This is a genomic window from Micromonospora yongxingensis (genome assembly GCF_052601155.1).
Genome location: NZ_JBQXEO010000014.1, coordinates 161,981 through 176,698 on the forward strand (window position 1 = coordinate 161,981; position 14,718 = coordinate 176,698).

Genomic DNA, 14,718 nt, shown 5'->3' on the forward strand with positions numbered 1-14,718 from the left:
ATGCGTGTGAGGATGGGGGCATGTCGCACGGCGAGGAACTGTTCGCACTCGGCGGGGACGTGACGACGGAGCCCAGCTTCGAGTCCGCTCTGCGGGGATACGAGAAGAAGCAGGTCGACCGGTACGTCGCGCGTGCCGAACACGAGATCGCGACCCTCGCCGCCGAACGGGAACAGGCGTACACACAGATCCACAAGCTCGCCGGCCAGGTCGAGGTGCTCCAGCGGGACCTCACCCAGGTGCGCAAGCAGATGAACGTGGTGGACCGGGCCTCGTTCCGCCACCTCGGCCCCCGCGTCGAGTCGATCCTCACCCTCGCCGAGGAGCAGGCCGAGTCGATCGTGTCCGCGGCGAACGAGGAGATCGAGGCCCGTCGCGCCGCCGCCGAGAACATCATCGAGGAGGCCCGCGAGCAGGCCGCGCGGGCACTCAAGGACTTCGAGATCGCCCTCGGCGCGCGGCGCGCCGAGGAGGAGCGGCACAGCGCCGCCCGGCGCGCCGAGGCGGACGCGACCCTCCAGTCGGCCAGGGACGAGTCGGCGAAGCTGCGCAAGGCGGCGCAGGACGCGCTGGCGAAGGCCCAGCAGGAGGCCACCCAGCTGCGGGACACGGCCAAGGAGATCCACACCCGGGCGCAGCAGGAGTCCACCAAGCTGCGTGAGGCGGCCCGCGGGGCGCTGGCCACCGCCCGGCAGGAGGCCGGCGAGCTGCGCGACGCCGCCAAGGAGGTGCACGCCAAGGCCCTCCAGGAGGCCAAGCGGCTCACCGACACCGCGACGGAGGCCGGCCGGGCCACCCACGCCAAGGCGCAGCAGGAGGCCAAGCAGATCATCGACGACGCGTCGATGGCCGGCCGCGCCACCCGGGCGAAGGCCCAGCAGGAGGCGGAGCGGCTGATCACGCAGGCCACCGAGTCGGCCAAGCGCAGCCGGGCCGAGACCGAGGCGTACGTGCAGCGGATGCGCAGCGAGACCGAGGCGTACGTGCAGCAGGCGCGGGCGCAGACGCAGCAGGAGCTGGGCGCCTGGCGGGCCGGTGTGGAGCAGGAGGTCAACTCCCGGCGGGAGACGGCCGACCGGGAGCTGGCGCAGCGGCGGGCCACCGCCGAGCAGGAGTTCGCCAAGCGCCGCGACGAGCTGGAAAAGCAGCACAAGTCCCGCCAGGACGAGCTGGAGACCACCTTCACGAGCCGCCAGCAGGAGCTGGAGACCACCTTCAGCAGCCGCCAGCAGGAGCTGGAGACGGAATACACCACCCGCAAGAACGAGATCGAGCAGGGCGCCGCCGCGATCCGCAGCGCGGCCGAGCAGGATGCGCTGACCATGCGCCGGCAGGCCGAGGAAGAGGCCGCTGAGCTGCTGAGCCGGGCCGAGACCGAGGCGAGCGACAAGCGCCGCAAGGCCGACGAGCACGTCGCGGCCTCCCGCCGCCAGTTCGAGGAGTACGCGGCCACCACGCAGCAGCACCTCGCCACCACCCAGCAGCACCTGGCGGCGACCCAGCAGGAGTCGGCCGCCGGTCGGCAGCAGCTCGCCCAGGTGATGCTGGAGATCGCCCAGGCCCAGCAGCAGCTCGCCGACCTGCGGCAGGAGACCTGGAAGTCCCGGCAGGAGTCCGACGAGCTTCAGCGGCAGTTGGCCGAGCTGCGGTTGCAGACCGTCACCGTCCCGACCGGCACCGGTGCCGCGAGTGTGCCGGCCGCCGGTGAGGGGGCGACGGCGACCGCACCGACCACAGCGGACGGCCCGACCGCACCGGCCACAGCGGACGGCCCGACCGCGCCGGTGGCCGGGGAGGACGCGCCGACCGCGCCCGCCACGGTGACCGCCGAGGCCACTCCGGCGGCCGCCGGAGCCTCCGCCGGCGGGCTCAAGGCCGAGCCCGCCGACACCCGGCAGCCGGCGAACGCGGGTCCCGAGCCGGCCGGGCAGTCCGCGACCCGGCCGGTGGCCGAGCCGGTGACCACCGTCGACGGCGGGACGGCCAGCGCCGGAGTGGATGGCGAGCCGACCGTGGCCGCCGTTCCGGGCGAGGGTGGCCGGGGCGCCAAGCCCACCAAGATCACCAGCACGGGCGAGAACGGCAAGCGGCCCACCAAGCCGACCACCGACGAGCGCAGCGCCAAGCCCAGCAAGGTCACCGTCGAGAAGGAATGACGGTTTCCGCGCACCGGCCACGGCAATCGTGGACAGTTTCCGTTCACGGGTGACGGCACCTGTCCACGATCTGCGGCCGTGCACGGTGGTCAGGATGGAGTGGGCTCCGAGGGCGGGTCGATGATCGGCCGACGGAACGGCCCCCACGCCACGAAGCGTTCGAACAGCTCCCGCGGTGTCGGCCCGTCGTAGGGGTTGAGCTGGTAAAGGTCGTGCGCCGCCTCGTGATAGAGCCCGGCCAGGTAGATGGTCAGGGCCGCCGGGTCCGCGTCGAACTCCGCCTTGAGCAGCAGTCGCGCGTCCGCGCACGGCCACGGCCGGCCATCCGCCCGGCAGCACCACATGGGCCGCAGCGGGGTGTGCGGCGTCCGCGCCCCGCAGGGTCGGGGATGCATGGGGTACGGCCCGAGCCGCGGCTGCGGCAGTCCGCACATCGGCGTACGCGCCCGTCCAGGCCGACCGGCACCCGGCGAGCAGCCTGTGGACGACCTCGGCGCCGTCCCGACGGCCTGTGACGGCCGGCGGCCGGCACGGGTGGAGATGGGCATGGGGTACCTCCTCGACTGGAAACGGGACGCGTGCGCCCGGATGGCGGCGGGCCGGAACGACGGCCACGGATCCGGTACGTGACAGTCTGCTGAGCGCACCACTACGGTCGGAAGGCATCGGCGCGACCAGCGGCGTAGCTGCGTCGGTGGCGCAACCCGCCGGGCCGGCCGGTGGAGACGAACCTTTACTTGCGGAGGCACTGTGGAAGGCGACGCCGCGCCGACGGCCGACATGATCCGCGCCCAGTTGCGCCGGCTGCGGACTGCCGCCGGGATGAGCCAGGAGGAGTTCGGCCGACTGGTGCACTACTCCGGTTCGATGGTGTCCGCACTGGAGCTGGGTCAGCGCCCTCTGGACCGGCTCTTCCTGGCCCGCGCCGACGAGGTGCTCGCCACCGGCGGCCTGCTGGTCTACCTGCTCAAGCTCGCCGAGCGGGACGGCCAGCCGAGCTGGTTCCGGCCCTGGCTGGACGCCGAGCGTGGTGCCCGCCAACTGCGCTGCTTCCAACCCACGCTCATCCCCGGCCTGCTCCAGACCGAGAACTACGCCCGCGCGGTCATCCGCTGCGACGACATGCTCAGTGACGGCGAGGTGGAGCGACGGGTGCATGCACGGCTGGACAGGCAATCGCTGCTGGTCCAGCCGGAACCGCCGCAGTTCATCGCGGTCGTCGACGAGTTGGTGTTGCGGCGCGCCGGGGAAGACGTCCGAGGGCTGATGGTCGAGCAGATCACTTACCTGGTTGCCAGCCTGGAGCAGCCACATGTCAGCTTGCACATCGTTCCGGCCGACGTCGGGCTGCACGTCGGCCTGTCGGGGCCGTTCAATCTGGCCCGCGGTGCGGACGGTGGTTGGGTGGGGCACATGGAACACCAGATTGACGGCCTCGTGGTCGACGGTGACCATGAGGTGGCCACACTGCTGGCTCGCTGGGAGATGATCAGGAACGCTGCCCTGTCCCGCCGGCAGTCGATCGAGCTGATGAAAGAAGTTGTAACGTCATGGACCTGACCGACGCCCGGTGGCGCACGTCCAGCCGTAGCGGCAACGGAGAGTGCGTCGAGGTGGCGGACAATCTGCCCGGGGTGGTGGGCGTGCGGGACAGCAAGGACCCGAGCGGCCCGGTGCTGGTCTTCGCGCCGGCCGCCTGGCAGGCGTTCGTCGCCGCCGCCCGTCGACCCGCCGCCTGACCCGGGAGGTCCTGGTGCCGCAGCACGGCCAGCCGGCCGACGACCCGGACGCGACGCCTGGCCGCCCAGCCGGCGACGCACCCATCCCGGTTCCGGTCCCGACCCCGGAGGTCGACCCGGACGAGCCGCCGGCCGTCCCGTCGGGAAAGTTCGGGACGCCGGGGCGTCCGCTGCGGCGCAACAGCTTCCTGATCGGCTTCACCGGCGCGGTCGGCGTGCTGCTGGCGTACACGCTCTATCTGGGGGTCCGCAACGCCGGCGGCATCCTGGTGCTGGTGGTGATCGCGCTCTTCCTGGCGGTCGGCCTCAACCCGGCAGTGGTCCGACTGCGCGGCTGGAAGGTGCCGCACGGCCTGGCGGTCGCGGTGGTGGCGCTGACGGTGGTGCTGCTGCTCTGCGGCGGCGTGGTGGCGCTGGTGCCGCCGATCGTGACGCAGTCCGGGCAGTTCATCGACCAGTTGCCCAGCTACGTCGAGGAGCTGCGCCGCAACCCGACGGTCAACGATCTGGTGGAGCGGTTCGGCCTGGTGGAGCGGGCGCAGAGCGCGGCGAACGCGGACAACGTCGGCCGGGCCCTCGGCGGGGTGCTCGGCGGCGCCCAACTGATCTTCGGCACGGTGTTCCGGGCGCTGACCGTGCTGGTGTTGACCATCTACTTCCTGGCGTACTTCAACCGGCTGCGCTCCCTGGGCTACGCGCTGGTGCCCCGGTCGCGGCGGGAGCGGGTGCAGCTGATCGGCGACGAGATCCTCGCCAAGGTCGGCGCGTACATGGTCGGTGCGCTGAGCATCGCGGTGCTGGCCGGCGCGACCACCTTCGTCTTCGCGCTGGTGGTGGGGCTGCCGTACCCGTTCGCGCTGGCCGTGGTGGTCGCGGTGACCGACCTGATCCCGCAGATCGGCGCCACGCTGGGAGCGGTGATCGTGAGCCTGGTGGGCTTCGCCACCGACCTGCCCACGGGTATCGCCTGCGCGGTGTTCTTCCTGATCTACCAGCAGGTGGAGAACTACCTGATCTACCCGAAGGTGATGCGACGCTCGGTGGAGGTCAACGAGGTGGCCGCCCTGCTGGCCGCGCTGCTCGGGGTGGCGCTGCTGGGTGTGGTGGGCGCGCTGATCGCCATCCCCACCGTGGCCGCGCTGCAACTGATCCTGCGCGAGGTGGTGCTCCCCCGGCAGGAAACCCGCTGACCGGGCCTCGGGTCAGTCGGCCTGGTTGGCCAGCGGACCGGGGACGGGGGTGTCGGCGAACGACGCCACCGTCCGGTCGGCGTACGCGCTGACGTCCCCGGCCTCCATCGGGCCGTCCCAGGTCGTCGGCAGGGGCACCGTGACCTCCGGGTTGACCCGGCGGACGATCTCGTCGAGCACGGTCTCCGCGTCGCCGACCCACAGGTGCTTGGCGCCCGGAACCCCGACCACCTCGGCCTGCGGCACGGCGGCGAACCGCTCCCCAGCCTCGGCCGGGCGCAGGTAGTCGTCGAACTCGGGCACCAGTGCCACCAGCGGCCGACCGGAACCGGCCCAGGTGGCCAGGTCGTCGGGTGTCGAGAAGCGCAGCGGCGGGGAGAGCAGGATCGCCCCGGCGACCGCCGGGTCGCAGCCGTACTTGAGCGCCAGGTCGGTGCCGAACGACCAGCCGACGAGCCAGATGTTGGGCAGCTCGGCGAACTCCGCGTACTCGATGGCGGCGGCCACGTCGTAGCGCTCGCCGACGGCGCCGTCGAAGGCGCCCTCGCTGGTGCCGCGCAGGCTGCTGGTCCCCCGGGTGTTGAACCGGAGCACCGCGAGGTCGGCCAGTGCGGGCAGCCGCCAGGCCGCCTTGCGGAACACGTGGCTGTCCATCATCCCGCCGTGGGTGGGCAGCGGGTGCAGGCAGACCAGGGTGGCGACCGGCGGCCGGCCGGCCGGCAGGGCCAACTCACCGACCAGCCGCAGACCGTCGGCGGTGTGCAGCTCGATGTCCTCCCGCCGGCCGGGCAGGATCGACGACGCGCGGATCGGTGTGCTCACCGCCCAAGTCTGTCGCGAACTCGCCGCCGCCGCCCGCCCAGGCACGAACAGGGTGATCCAGGTCGCTTCAGTAGCGCGGCGTCGCTTCAGTAGCGCGGAGTGCCCCGGCCGCGCTGCACCGCCGGGCCGCGCCGGTCCCGGGCACGCCAGCAGCCGCTGTGCCAGTGCCGCCGGTCGGTCAGGTCGCCCAGGCCGTCGGCCGGCCAGGCCACCAGGTGCGCCACCCCGGGCCGGATCTCCTGGTCACAGCCGGGACAGCGGTACGTCTTGACCGACGCGCCCGCGCCGATCCCGCGTACCTGCCAGGCGCCGTCGGTCCACTGCTGCACGGAGGCGACACCCTGCCGGACCCGGTCGTCGTCCAGGTTGGGGTTCTCGTCCCGGCGAGGGCGGTTGCGACGGGGGCTCACAGTAACCAAGCGTACGGTCCGCCGGGCGGGACGACCTCGCGGCCGGCCCGCCCGACGGCTGAGATCACTCCCAGCTCTGCGGCCGCGTCGGGTCCGTAGGGAATTTCGCTCCCGCCAGCAGGGTCGTCGCGTCCGCCTCGGTGAAGATGGCCGACGGGATCTGGCCGTCCCACGGCCAGCCGAAGTCGACAGCCATTGTCGTCCCAGGGATGCCGGTCAGCTCCAATTTCATCCCCTTCGCGGAGAGGAACGCGGGTCGGCCAGCGACGGTCCGGTTCGTTTCGGTACGGGTGCCCGCCTGGCTCGCGTACCGGTACCGCACCCACATGGTCTCGGTATCCGCCCGCTGAACGGTGAACTGGGCGGTGACGAGTCTCGGGTACGAGGCGACGTCCACCGAGCAGTTCATGACCTTCGCACCCGCGGGCAGGGCGTCGAGCCGTAGCGGTGCGGCGCATCGGGTGGCCTCGTCCCAGCGCAGGGCTTTGACCGCCTGCTTCAGCACGCTTTCGTCCCCGTGCAGCATGACGGCACGGGCGTACAGGCCCGGTGCCGGCTGCCACAACTTGACCAGCCCACGGGCCATGCCGTTCGCCGGCCGAACCGTACCGTCGAAGGTCTGGGGGCCGGATTGGGTCACGTCAAAGGACCTACCGTCGATCTCGACGCTGATGGGTAACTCGGCTGAGCTGCTCACGTCGACACGAACCGGTTCGCTGCCTGCCACGCTGAGCCGTAAGGACTCGACCTGATCTCGGATGACCTCCGCGCCCAGATAGCGGGCCCGAGCCGGGTCCAGGCCGAAGTGCAGGATCTGCGGATCGGCACCCACCAGCGCTGGATCGGCAGCGGCCCCGGGCACGCCGCCGGCGCGGGGCGGCACCGGCGGGACCACGGTGGGTGAGGCGGTGCTCCAGGGCGCGCGGCCGGCCAGGCCGTCGAGGCCCGGCCGGGTCACCCCGACGAAGCCGAGGGCCCCGACCAGGCACAACGCGGTGCCCAGAGCGGCCCGGCGGTGCACTCGTCGGCGGCGGCCCCGGGCACGAGAACGCCGCAGCAACTGGTCGGTGTCCACGCCGCCCTCGGCGCGTTCCCGCAGGGTGTGGGCGATCTGTTCGTCGAGGTCGGTCACGGTCTGCTCCCGTTCGTGGCCGGGGCACCGCAGCGCTCCCGGAGGTTGGCGAGCGCCCGCATCGCATGGGTACGGACGGTGACCGGCGAGCAGTCCAGGATCTGCGCGATGGTCGCGTCGTCGAGGTCCTCGTAGTAGCGCAGCACCAGCACCGCGCGCTGGCGCTCGGGCAGGCCGAGGATGAGCCGCCACATCGCGTCCCGGTCGGCCGCCTCGCCGCCCACGTCGCCGCGGTGCGGCCGATCGTCGACGCTGCCGACGACCAGCTCGCGGTTCGACCGGCGCCGCCACCAGGAGTTGTTGGCGTTGACGAGCATCCGCCGCACGTAGACGTCGGGCCGGTCGGCGCGGGAGATCCTGCGCCAGTGCACGTACGCCCGGGACAGCACCTCCTGGGTGAGGTCCTCGGCCCGGTGCTCGTCACCGGTCAGCAGCCGGGCCAGCCGGACGAGCGCTGGCCCGCGCGTGCTGACGTACTCCTCGAAGGTCACATCTCTCAGACGCCGCCAGCGGCGTCCGACGTTGACGCGATCAGCGGTGCGAGTGGTCGCGGAAGCCCCGGCGGGTCTTGCGGCCCAGGTAGCCGGCGGTGACCAGGTGCTCCAGCAGCGGCGCGGGCGCGAAGCCCGGTTCGCGCAGCTCCAGGTACAACTCGCGCTGGATGGCCAGTGAGACGTCCAGCCCGACCACGTCGAGCAGCTCGAACGGACCCATCGGGTAGCCGCAGCCCAGCTTCATGGCGTGGTCGATGTCGTCGGCCGTGGAGTAGCTGGCCTCCAGCATCTTCACCGCGTCGTTGAGGTACGGGAAGAGCAGCGCGTTGACGATGAAGCCGGACCGGTCGCCGCAGACCACGCCGGTCTTGCCCAGTGCGGCGCAGACCGCCCGGGCGGTGGCGGTGGTCTCCGGGGAGGTGCGGATGGTGCGGACCACCTCGACCAGCGGCATGACCGGCGCCGGGTTGAAGAAGTGCAGCCCCACCACGTCGGCCGGCCGGTGGGTGGCCATCGCCACGTCGATGACCGGCAGGGACGAGGTGGTGGTGGCCAGCACGACGCCGGGCTTGCAGATCTCGTCGAGGCTGGCGAAGAGCGCCTTCTTCACGCTCAACTCCTCGACCACCGCCTCGACCACGAGGTCGACGTCGGCGAGGTGGTCGAGCGTCGCCGACCAGCTGATCCGGCCCAGCGCGGCGTCCCGGTCGGCCTCGGCGAGCTTGCCGCGTACCACGCCCTTGTTCAGTGACGTCTTCACCGCCTCGCAGACCTTCGCGGACTTCTCCGCCCCCCGGGTCACCGAGACGACCTCGTAGCCGGCCTTCGCGAAGACCTCGATGATCCCGGTCGCCATCGTCCCGGAGCCCACCACGCCGACCTTGGTGATGGCCCGCGCGCCGTCGGCGAGCGCGGCCTCCGTGGCCAGCGGCGTCGCCTCGTCCGGTACGACCACCGGCGAGCCGGGCCGCTCGTAGGTGTAGAAGCCCCGACCGGACTTCCGGCCGAGCAGCCCCGCCGTGACCATCTGCTTCAGCAGCGGCACCGGAGCGTGCCGGCGGTCCCGCCCGCCGCGCCGGTACATGGTGTCCAGGATCTCGTACGCGGTGTCCAGGCCGATCAGGTCCATCAGCGCCAGCGGACCCATCGGCAGGCCGCACCCGAGCTTCATGGCGGCGTCGATGTCCTCGCGGGTCGCGTAGTGCGACTCGAACATCCCGACCGCGTGGTTGAGGTAGCCGAAGAGCAGCGCGTTGGCGATGAAACCGGCCCGGTCGTTGATGGTGACGTCGACCTTGCCGAGCCGGGCGCAGAGGGCTTCGACGTCGGCGACCACCTCGGGCGAGGTCACCACCGTGCGGACCACCTCGACCAGCTTCATCACCGGCGCCGGGTTGAAGAAGTGGATGCCGATGACCTGGTTGGGCCGGGTGGTGGCCACCGAGATCTCGGTGACGCTCAGCGACGAGGTGTTGGTGGCCAGGATGGTCTCCGGCCGGCAGACCCGGTCCAGCTCCGCGAAGATCCGCTGCTTGAGGTCCAGGTGCTCGGGCACCGCCTCGATGACCAGGTCGACGGAGTGCAACGCGTCCAGGCCGACCGCGAAGTGCACCCGCTCGTGCAGGGCGTCGCGGTCCGCCGCGGCGAGCTTGCCCTTGGCCACCGCCCGGTCGGTGGAGCCGGTGAGGGTGGCCCGGCCGCGCTCCAGCGCCGGCTCGGAGATCTCGACCGCCACCACGTCGATGCCGTTACGGGCGAAGACCTCGACGATGCCGGCACCCATGGTGCCCAGCCCCACCACGCCAACGGTGCTGAACTCGCGCGCCACGACCGGCCTCCCCAGACAGTCCGCACGACCACTGAACGGCCGCTAAGGTTATGCGCGCGAGTCTGCCACGTGACGCTCGGTTGTCGAGACGCCGTGGCATATTTCACCCACGACGCCGCCGTCGGCCAGCGCTCAGGCGGCCGGGACGGCGGTCAGCGCCAGCAGCTCCGAGACGAACGCCGCTGGGCGCTCCAGGTGCGGGCTGTGCCCACACCCCGGCAGCACCACCTCGTGGTACGCACCGCCGGCCGCCGCGTACCGCTCCAGCACCGCCCGGGTCTGGCCGATCATCGGCTGCGCCGGGCAGGCCTGCTCGCCGGGCCAGCCGGGCAGCACACCCAGCGAGCCCAGGTACGCCAGGTCGAACAGCGAGGTGTCCGAGACGATCACGTCGGCGTCGCCGCGTACCCAGGTGACCGGGGGCTTCTCGCCGACGGCCACCAGCTCGTCGGCGAGCCGGAAGAACGACGGCGCGAGCGCGTTGAGCACCCCGCGCTCCCCCGGCGCCATGCCCGGCCAGTTGTCCGACGGCGCCGACGTGCCCGGGTAGTTGTCGTCCCCGGTCGCGGTGGAGAGCAGCGTGTCCAGCAGCAACTCCTCGTCCTCGCCCAGCGACGCCGGATCGGCCACGTAGGTGGCCCGCAGCACGGCGCGCGGGCTGGCCGGGGCGTCCGCGCTCCGGTCACCGGCGGCCAGCCGGGCGACGAAGTCCGGGTTCGCCGTGCCGGCGCCGGTCCCGGCGAAGTCGGGGGTGGTCGGCGTGCCGACCAGGTCGCGGGTGCCACCGAAGCCGTACGGCGAGACGGGTGCGGCGAGCAGCAGCGCGCCCACGCGGTGCGGGTGGTCGACCAGAAGGCGCATCGCCACGCCCCCGCCGAGGGAGTGGCCGACCACCACCGGGCGGGCGTCGGCGCCGAAGAGCGTCGGGTCGTCCAGCAGGGCCGCCACGTCGTCGGCGAAGTCCCCCAGCCCTCGGGTGGCGTCCACCGGGGCGGTCTCGGAGTCGCCGTAGCCGCGCAGGTCGGGGGCGACCACCCGCAGCGTCGGCGGCAGCCGCCGGACCAGTGGCTCCCAGAACAGGGCGGACGAGCAGTTGCCGTGGATCAGCAGCACCGGTACGCCGTCCGGCGGGCCGGCCACCCGTACCGCCTGGGTGATGCCGTTCGCCGTCACGGTCCGCTGCTCGGTCTCCATGCGCGGGATGGTGCCACGCCCGCCGACGCCCGTCCATGTGCCGGGCAGCCATCGCCGGTCCGGCGCGGATGTGCCGGACCGCCCTCGGCTCATAGCCGGCAGGCGCGTCAGCGGCGTCCGGTCGGTGGCGTGGCCAGCGGCAGGGGCAGCGTCGGCCGGATGTCGCGCCGGGACGGGCCGAAGCTGAGCCCGACCGGGTCGGTGTGGGCCACCCCCGGGTCGAACAGACGGAGCTCGGTGCGGCCGAGCCGGATCACGTCGCCGTCGGAGAGCCGTTCCACCTCGGTGATCCGGCGGTCGTTGAGCCACGTCCCGTTGGTGGAGCCCAGATCCCGCAGCGACGGGCCCTCGGGGGCCAGCCACACCTCCGCGTGCCGACGGCTCAGGTGCGCGTCGTTGATGACGACATGGCCGTTCGGCGCCCGACCGATCACCAGCGGCTCGACCCGCAGTCGAAAGCTCGCCCCGCGCATCGGCCCACCGGCGACGGTCAACAGCGGCATCAGTTCCGGATGTTCCTCCATGGACAGTCAGCCCTCCAGCCCACACCATCACTCCGCGCGTCAGCCTGCCATCAGACGGTAATCGTCAATACCGCCCGGCGGTCAGCTCCTCGCCACCTCCCGGCCATCTCCCGATCCACGATTCGGGCGGACAGCGTCTGCGATCAAGAGCCTGACCTGCTCTGATCAACGAGCGGCCCGGTCGAAGCGACTCCCGTCCCGCCGGCCCGAATCGCGGCCCTACCGGCGAGTAATCCTCGGGTCTAGACTTCCGCCATGACGGCTGTGCAGGTCCCGGGAACCCCGGTCATCGAGGCGGGCCAACTGGTCTCCACCAGCCCGGCCACCGGCGTCGAGGCCGGCCGCCTTCCCGTCGCCACCGACGCCGACGTGCGGCAGGCCGTCGAGGCCGCCCGCGCCGCCAGCGAGTGGTGGGCCGGTCTCGGCTTCACCGGTCGTCGCCAACGGCTCCTGCGCTGGCGCGCCCTGCTCGCCAAGCGGATCGAGCAGCTCGCCGAGCTGGTGCACGTCGAGGGCGGCAAGCCGGTCGCCGACGCCATCGTCGAGATCGTCACCGCGATCGAGCACATCGACTGGGCCGCCCGCAACGCCGGTCGGGTGCTCGGCCCACGCCGGGTGCGGTCCCGGCTGATCCTCGCCGAGTTCTCCGGCCACCTCGAATACCAGCCGTACGGTGTGGTCGGCGTGATCGGGCCGTGGAACTATCCCGTCTTCACCCCGATCGGCTCCGCCGCGTACGCCCTCGCCGCCGGCAACGCCGTCGTGCTCAAGCCCAGCGAGTACACGCCCGCGGTCGGCCAGTGGATGGTGGACACCTTCGCCGAGGTCGTCCCCGAGCACCCGGTGTTCACCGCCGTGCACGGGCTGGGTGACGTGGGCGCGGCCCTGTGCCGCTCCGGGGTGAACAAGCTGGCGTTCACCGGCTCCACGGCGACCGCACGGAAGGTGATGGCCGCCTGCGCCGAGACGCTGACCCCGGTGCTCATCGAGGGCGGCGGCAAGGACGCCATGATCGTCGACAGCGACGCCGACCTGGACGCCGCCGCCGAGGCCTGCGTCTGGGGCGGCATGACCAACGCCGGTCAGACCTGCATCGGCATCGAGCGGGTGTACGCCGTCGACCCGATCTTCGACGCCTTCGTCGACAAGGTGGTGGCACGCGCGGCCCGGCTGACCGTCGGGCCGGAGGGCGCCGACATCGGCCCGATCACCATGCCCGCCCAGGTCGACGTGATCCGCCGCCACATCGAGGCCGCGGTCAGCTCCGGCGGGCGCGCCGTGCTCGGCGGGCCGAACGCCGTGCAGCCGCCGTACGTGCACCCGACCGTGCTCGTGGACGTACCGGAGGAGTCGGCCGCCGTCCGCGAGGAGACCTTCGGGCCGACGCTGACCATCAGCCGGGTCCGCGACGCCGACGAGGCCGTCACCCGGGCCAACGCCCTGTCGTACGGCCTCGGCGGCTCGGTCTTCGGCCGGCGCCGCGCCGTGGCCATCGCCAGACGGCTGCGCTCCGGAATGGCGTCGGTCAACTCCACGCTGACCTTCGCCGGGATGTCCACCCTGCCGTTCGGCGGGGTCGGCGACTCCGGCTTCGGGCGGATCCACGGCGAGGACGGGTTGCGCGAGTTCGGCCGCGCCAAGGCGATCACCCGGCGGCGGGCCCGGTCCCTGCTGCCGTCGATGACCTTCGAGCGCACCCCGACCGACGTCGCCCGACTGGTCAAGGCCATCAAGGTGATGTACGGGCGGTGACGCTCAGAAGAGGGTCAGCTCGTCCTTCTCGATGCCGCGCAGCTTGTCGTAGTCGACGACCACGCACCGGATGCCCCGGTCGGCGGCCAACACCCGGGCCTGCGGCTTGATCTCCTGCGCGGCGAACACCCCGGCCACCGGGCTGAGCAGCGGATCCCGGTTCATCAACTCGAGGTAACGGGTGAGCTGCTCCACCCCGTCGATCTCACCGCGCCGCTTGACCTCGACGGCGACAGCGCCCTGGTTGGCGTCGCGGCAGAGCAGGTCGACCGGGCCGATCGCCGTCATGTACTCGCGGCGGACCAGCGTGTACCCCTCACCCAACGCGCCCGGGTTGGCCGCCAGCAACTCCTGCAGGTGCGCCTCCACCCCGTCCTTGCGCAGGCCGGGATCCACCCCCAGCTCGTACGAGGTGTCCTGGAAGATCTCCTCCAGGGTGATCCGCAGCTCCTCGCCGGCCTTGTTGACCACCCGCCACACGCCGGGGGCCTCCTCCAGCCGACACGGGGGGCTCATCCAGTTCAACGGCTTGTACGCCCGGTCGTCGGCATGGATGGACACCGACCCGTCCGCCTTCACCATCAGCAACCGGGTGGCCAGCGGCAGGTGAGCCGAGAGCCGTCCGACGTAGTCCACCGAGCACTTCGCAATGACCAACCGCACCCGACGAGGGTAGCCGAGCACCCACCGGTCGCCAGCGAGCGGCACTGGCGCGTCGGTGCGATGCTGAGACCGTGTTCGAAGTCCTCACCGGCACCGGCCTCGCCGCCTCGGCGGGGCTGAACGCCTACATACCCCTGCTCACCCTCGGTCTGCTCGCCCGCTACACCGACCTGATCGACCTGCCCAGCGGTTGGACCTGGCTCGGTAACGGCTGGGTCATCGTCATCCTGGCCGCCCTGCTCGCCGTCGAGATGGTGGCCGACAAGGTGCCGGTGGTCGACCACGTCAACGACCTGGTGCAGACCGTCGTCCGCCCCACCGCCGGCGGCCTGGCCTTCGGCGCCGGATCGTCGTCGGAGACGGTGACGGTCAGCGACCCGGGGAGCTTCTTCTCGTCGCACCAGTGGGTGCCGGTGGTCGCCGGCGTTCTGCTCGCGTTGGGCGTACACCTGCTCAAGTCCGCGGCGCGGCCGGTGGTCAACGCCACCACCGCCGGGTTCGGTGCCCCGGTGGCCAGCACCGCCGAGGACGCCACCAGCGTGGTGGTCTCCCTGGTGGCGATCATCCTGCCGGTGCTGGTGCTCGCCTTCCTGCTCGGCCTCGTCGCCTTCGTCTACTGGTTCGTACGCCGACGCTCCGAACGTCGCCGGGAACGCGAGGCAGCCCGCGCCGCCGGCTTCCGCGTCTGAGACCACTCTGGTCAGACCGGTTCCCACCCCGGGTCCAGACATGCCGCTGGCCGGCACCCGTGTCGGGTGCCGGCCAGCGGTCAAGGTTGCTCTATGTGGGTCAGCTGTTCCAGTGCTGGGCGACC

General features: G+C 72.1%; 15 protein-coding genes. 6 read left to right on the forward strand and 9 right to left on the reverse strand.

Annotated elements, in window-relative coordinates:
- Positions 1 to 20: 20 nt before the first annotated feature.
- Positions 21 to 2,156 carry a coiled-coil domain-containing protein gene (locus ACTWLT_RS18865; protein ID WP_445319508.1) on the forward strand — a complete coding sequence of 712 codons (2,136 nt, stop codon included), beginning with the start codon at positions 21 to 23 and terminating at the stop codon, positions 2,154 to 2,156.
- An 89-nt stretch (positions 2,157 to 2,245) separates the two neighbouring features.
- Here ACTWLT_RS18865 and ACTWLT_RS18870 read toward each other — a convergent pair whose 3' ends face one another.
- Positions 2,246 to 2,551 carry a hypothetical protein gene (locus tag ACTWLT_RS18870; RefSeq protein WP_445319509.1) on the reverse strand — a complete coding sequence of 102 codons (306 nt, stop codon included), beginning with the start codon at positions 2,549 to 2,551 and terminating at the stop codon, positions 2,246 to 2,248.
- A gap of 385 nt (positions 2,552 to 2,936) precedes the next feature.
- Here ACTWLT_RS18870 and ACTWLT_RS18875 point away from each other — a divergent pair, with 385 nt between their 5' ends.
- The 3 genes from ACTWLT_RS18875 (at position 2,937) to ACTWLT_RS18885 (ending at position 5,085) form a co-directional block, all read left to right on the forward strand.
- Positions 2,937 to 3,716, forward strand: coding sequence for a helix-turn-helix domain-containing protein (locus ACTWLT_RS18875; protein ID WP_445319533.1), 780 nt, complete (start codon positions 2,937 to 2,939; stop codon positions 3,714 to 3,716).
- The gene (locus ACTWLT_RS18880) at positions 3,707 to 3,895 is read left to right on the forward strand and encodes a DUF397 domain-containing protein (protein WP_445319510.1); all 189 of its coding nucleotides are present in this window, start codon (positions 3,707 to 3,709) and stop codon (positions 3,893 to 3,895) included. Before ACTWLT_RS18875 ends, ACTWLT_RS18880 begins: the two co-directional genes overlap by 10 nt.
- An 83-nt stretch (positions 3,896 to 3,978) precedes the next feature.
- Positions 3,979 to 5,085 (forward strand): AI-2E family transporter, encoded by a 1,107-nt coding sequence (locus tag ACTWLT_RS18885; RefSeq protein ID WP_445319534.1) that lies wholly within the window; start codon positions 3,979 to 3,981, stop codon positions 5,083 to 5,085.
- A 12-nt stretch (positions 5,086 to 5,097) separates the two neighbouring features.
- On the opposite strand, the gene ACTWLT_RS18890 is transcribed toward ACTWLT_RS18885, so the two are convergent.
- The 7 genes from ACTWLT_RS18890 to ACTWLT_RS18920 form a co-directional block, all read right to left on the reverse strand.
- A complete protein-coding gene (locus ACTWLT_RS18890; protein WP_445319511.1) occupies positions 5,098 to 5,907 on the reverse strand; it encodes an alpha/beta hydrolase in 810 nt (269 codons plus the stop codon).
- Positions 5,908 to 5,993: 86 nt separating this feature from the next.
- Complete coding sequence (locus ACTWLT_RS18895) at positions 5,994 to 6,317, reverse strand: Rv1322 family protein (RefSeq protein ID WP_445319512.1); 324 nt, start codon at positions 6,315 to 6,317, stop codon at positions 5,994 to 5,996.
- Positions 6,318 to 6,381: 64 nt separating this feature from the next.
- Positions 6,382 to 7,449: a hypothetical protein gene (locus ACTWLT_RS18900; protein ID WP_445319513.1), complete on the reverse strand. Its 1,068-nt coding sequence runs from the start codon at positions 7,447 to 7,449 to the stop codon at positions 6,382 to 6,384.
- Positions 7,446 to 7,940, reverse strand: coding sequence for a SigE family RNA polymerase sigma factor (locus tag ACTWLT_RS18905; RefSeq protein ID WP_445319514.1), 495 nt, complete (start codon positions 7,938 to 7,940; stop codon positions 7,446 to 7,448). Before ACTWLT_RS18905 ends, ACTWLT_RS18900 begins: the two co-directional genes overlap by 4 nt.
- A gap of 40 nt (positions 7,941 to 7,980) precedes the next feature.
- Positions 7,981 to 9,771: a 3-hydroxyacyl-CoA dehydrogenase family protein gene (locus tag ACTWLT_RS18910; RefSeq protein ID WP_445319515.1), complete on the reverse strand. Its 1,791-nt coding sequence runs from the start codon at positions 9,769 to 9,771 to the stop codon at positions 7,981 to 7,983.
- 132 nt (positions 9,772 to 9,903) lie between these two features.
- Complete coding sequence (locus ACTWLT_RS18915) at positions 9,904 to 10,965, reverse strand: alpha/beta fold hydrolase (protein WP_445319516.1); 1,062 nt, start codon at positions 10,963 to 10,965, stop codon at positions 9,904 to 9,906.
- 107 nt (positions 10,966 to 11,072) lie between these two features.
- On the reverse strand, positions 11,073 to 11,489 hold the full coding sequence (locus ACTWLT_RS18920; RefSeq protein ID WP_445319517.1) for an FHA domain-containing protein: 417 nt from the start codon (positions 11,487 to 11,489) through the stop codon (positions 11,073 to 11,075).
- A 255-nt stretch (positions 11,490 to 11,744) separates the two neighbouring features.
- Between ACTWLT_RS18920 and ACTWLT_RS18925 the strand changes: the two genes are divergently transcribed.
- Complete coding sequence (locus ACTWLT_RS18925; protein WP_445319518.1) at positions 11,745 to 13,241, forward strand: aldehyde dehydrogenase family protein; 1,497 nt, start codon at positions 11,745 to 11,747, stop codon at positions 13,239 to 13,241.
- Positions 13,242 to 13,244: 3 nt separating this feature from the next.
- Here the strand turns inward: ACTWLT_RS18925 and nucS are convergent, their stop codons facing one another.
- Positions 13,245 to 13,904, reverse strand: a complete 660-nt coding sequence (nucS, locus tag ACTWLT_RS18930) for an endonuclease NucS (RefSeq protein WP_252418760.1) — start codon at positions 13,902 to 13,904, stop codon at positions 13,245 to 13,247.
- Positions 13,905 to 13,975: 71 nt separating this feature from the next.
- Here nucS and ACTWLT_RS18935 point away from each other — a divergent pair, with 71 nt between their 5' ends.
- The gene (locus tag ACTWLT_RS18935; RefSeq protein ID WP_445319519.1) at positions 13,976 to 14,593 is read left to right on the forward strand and encodes a DUF4126 domain-containing protein; all 618 of its coding nucleotides are present in this window, start codon (positions 13,976 to 13,978) and stop codon (positions 14,591 to 14,593) included.
- Positions 14,594 to 14,718 lie beyond the last annotated feature (125 nt).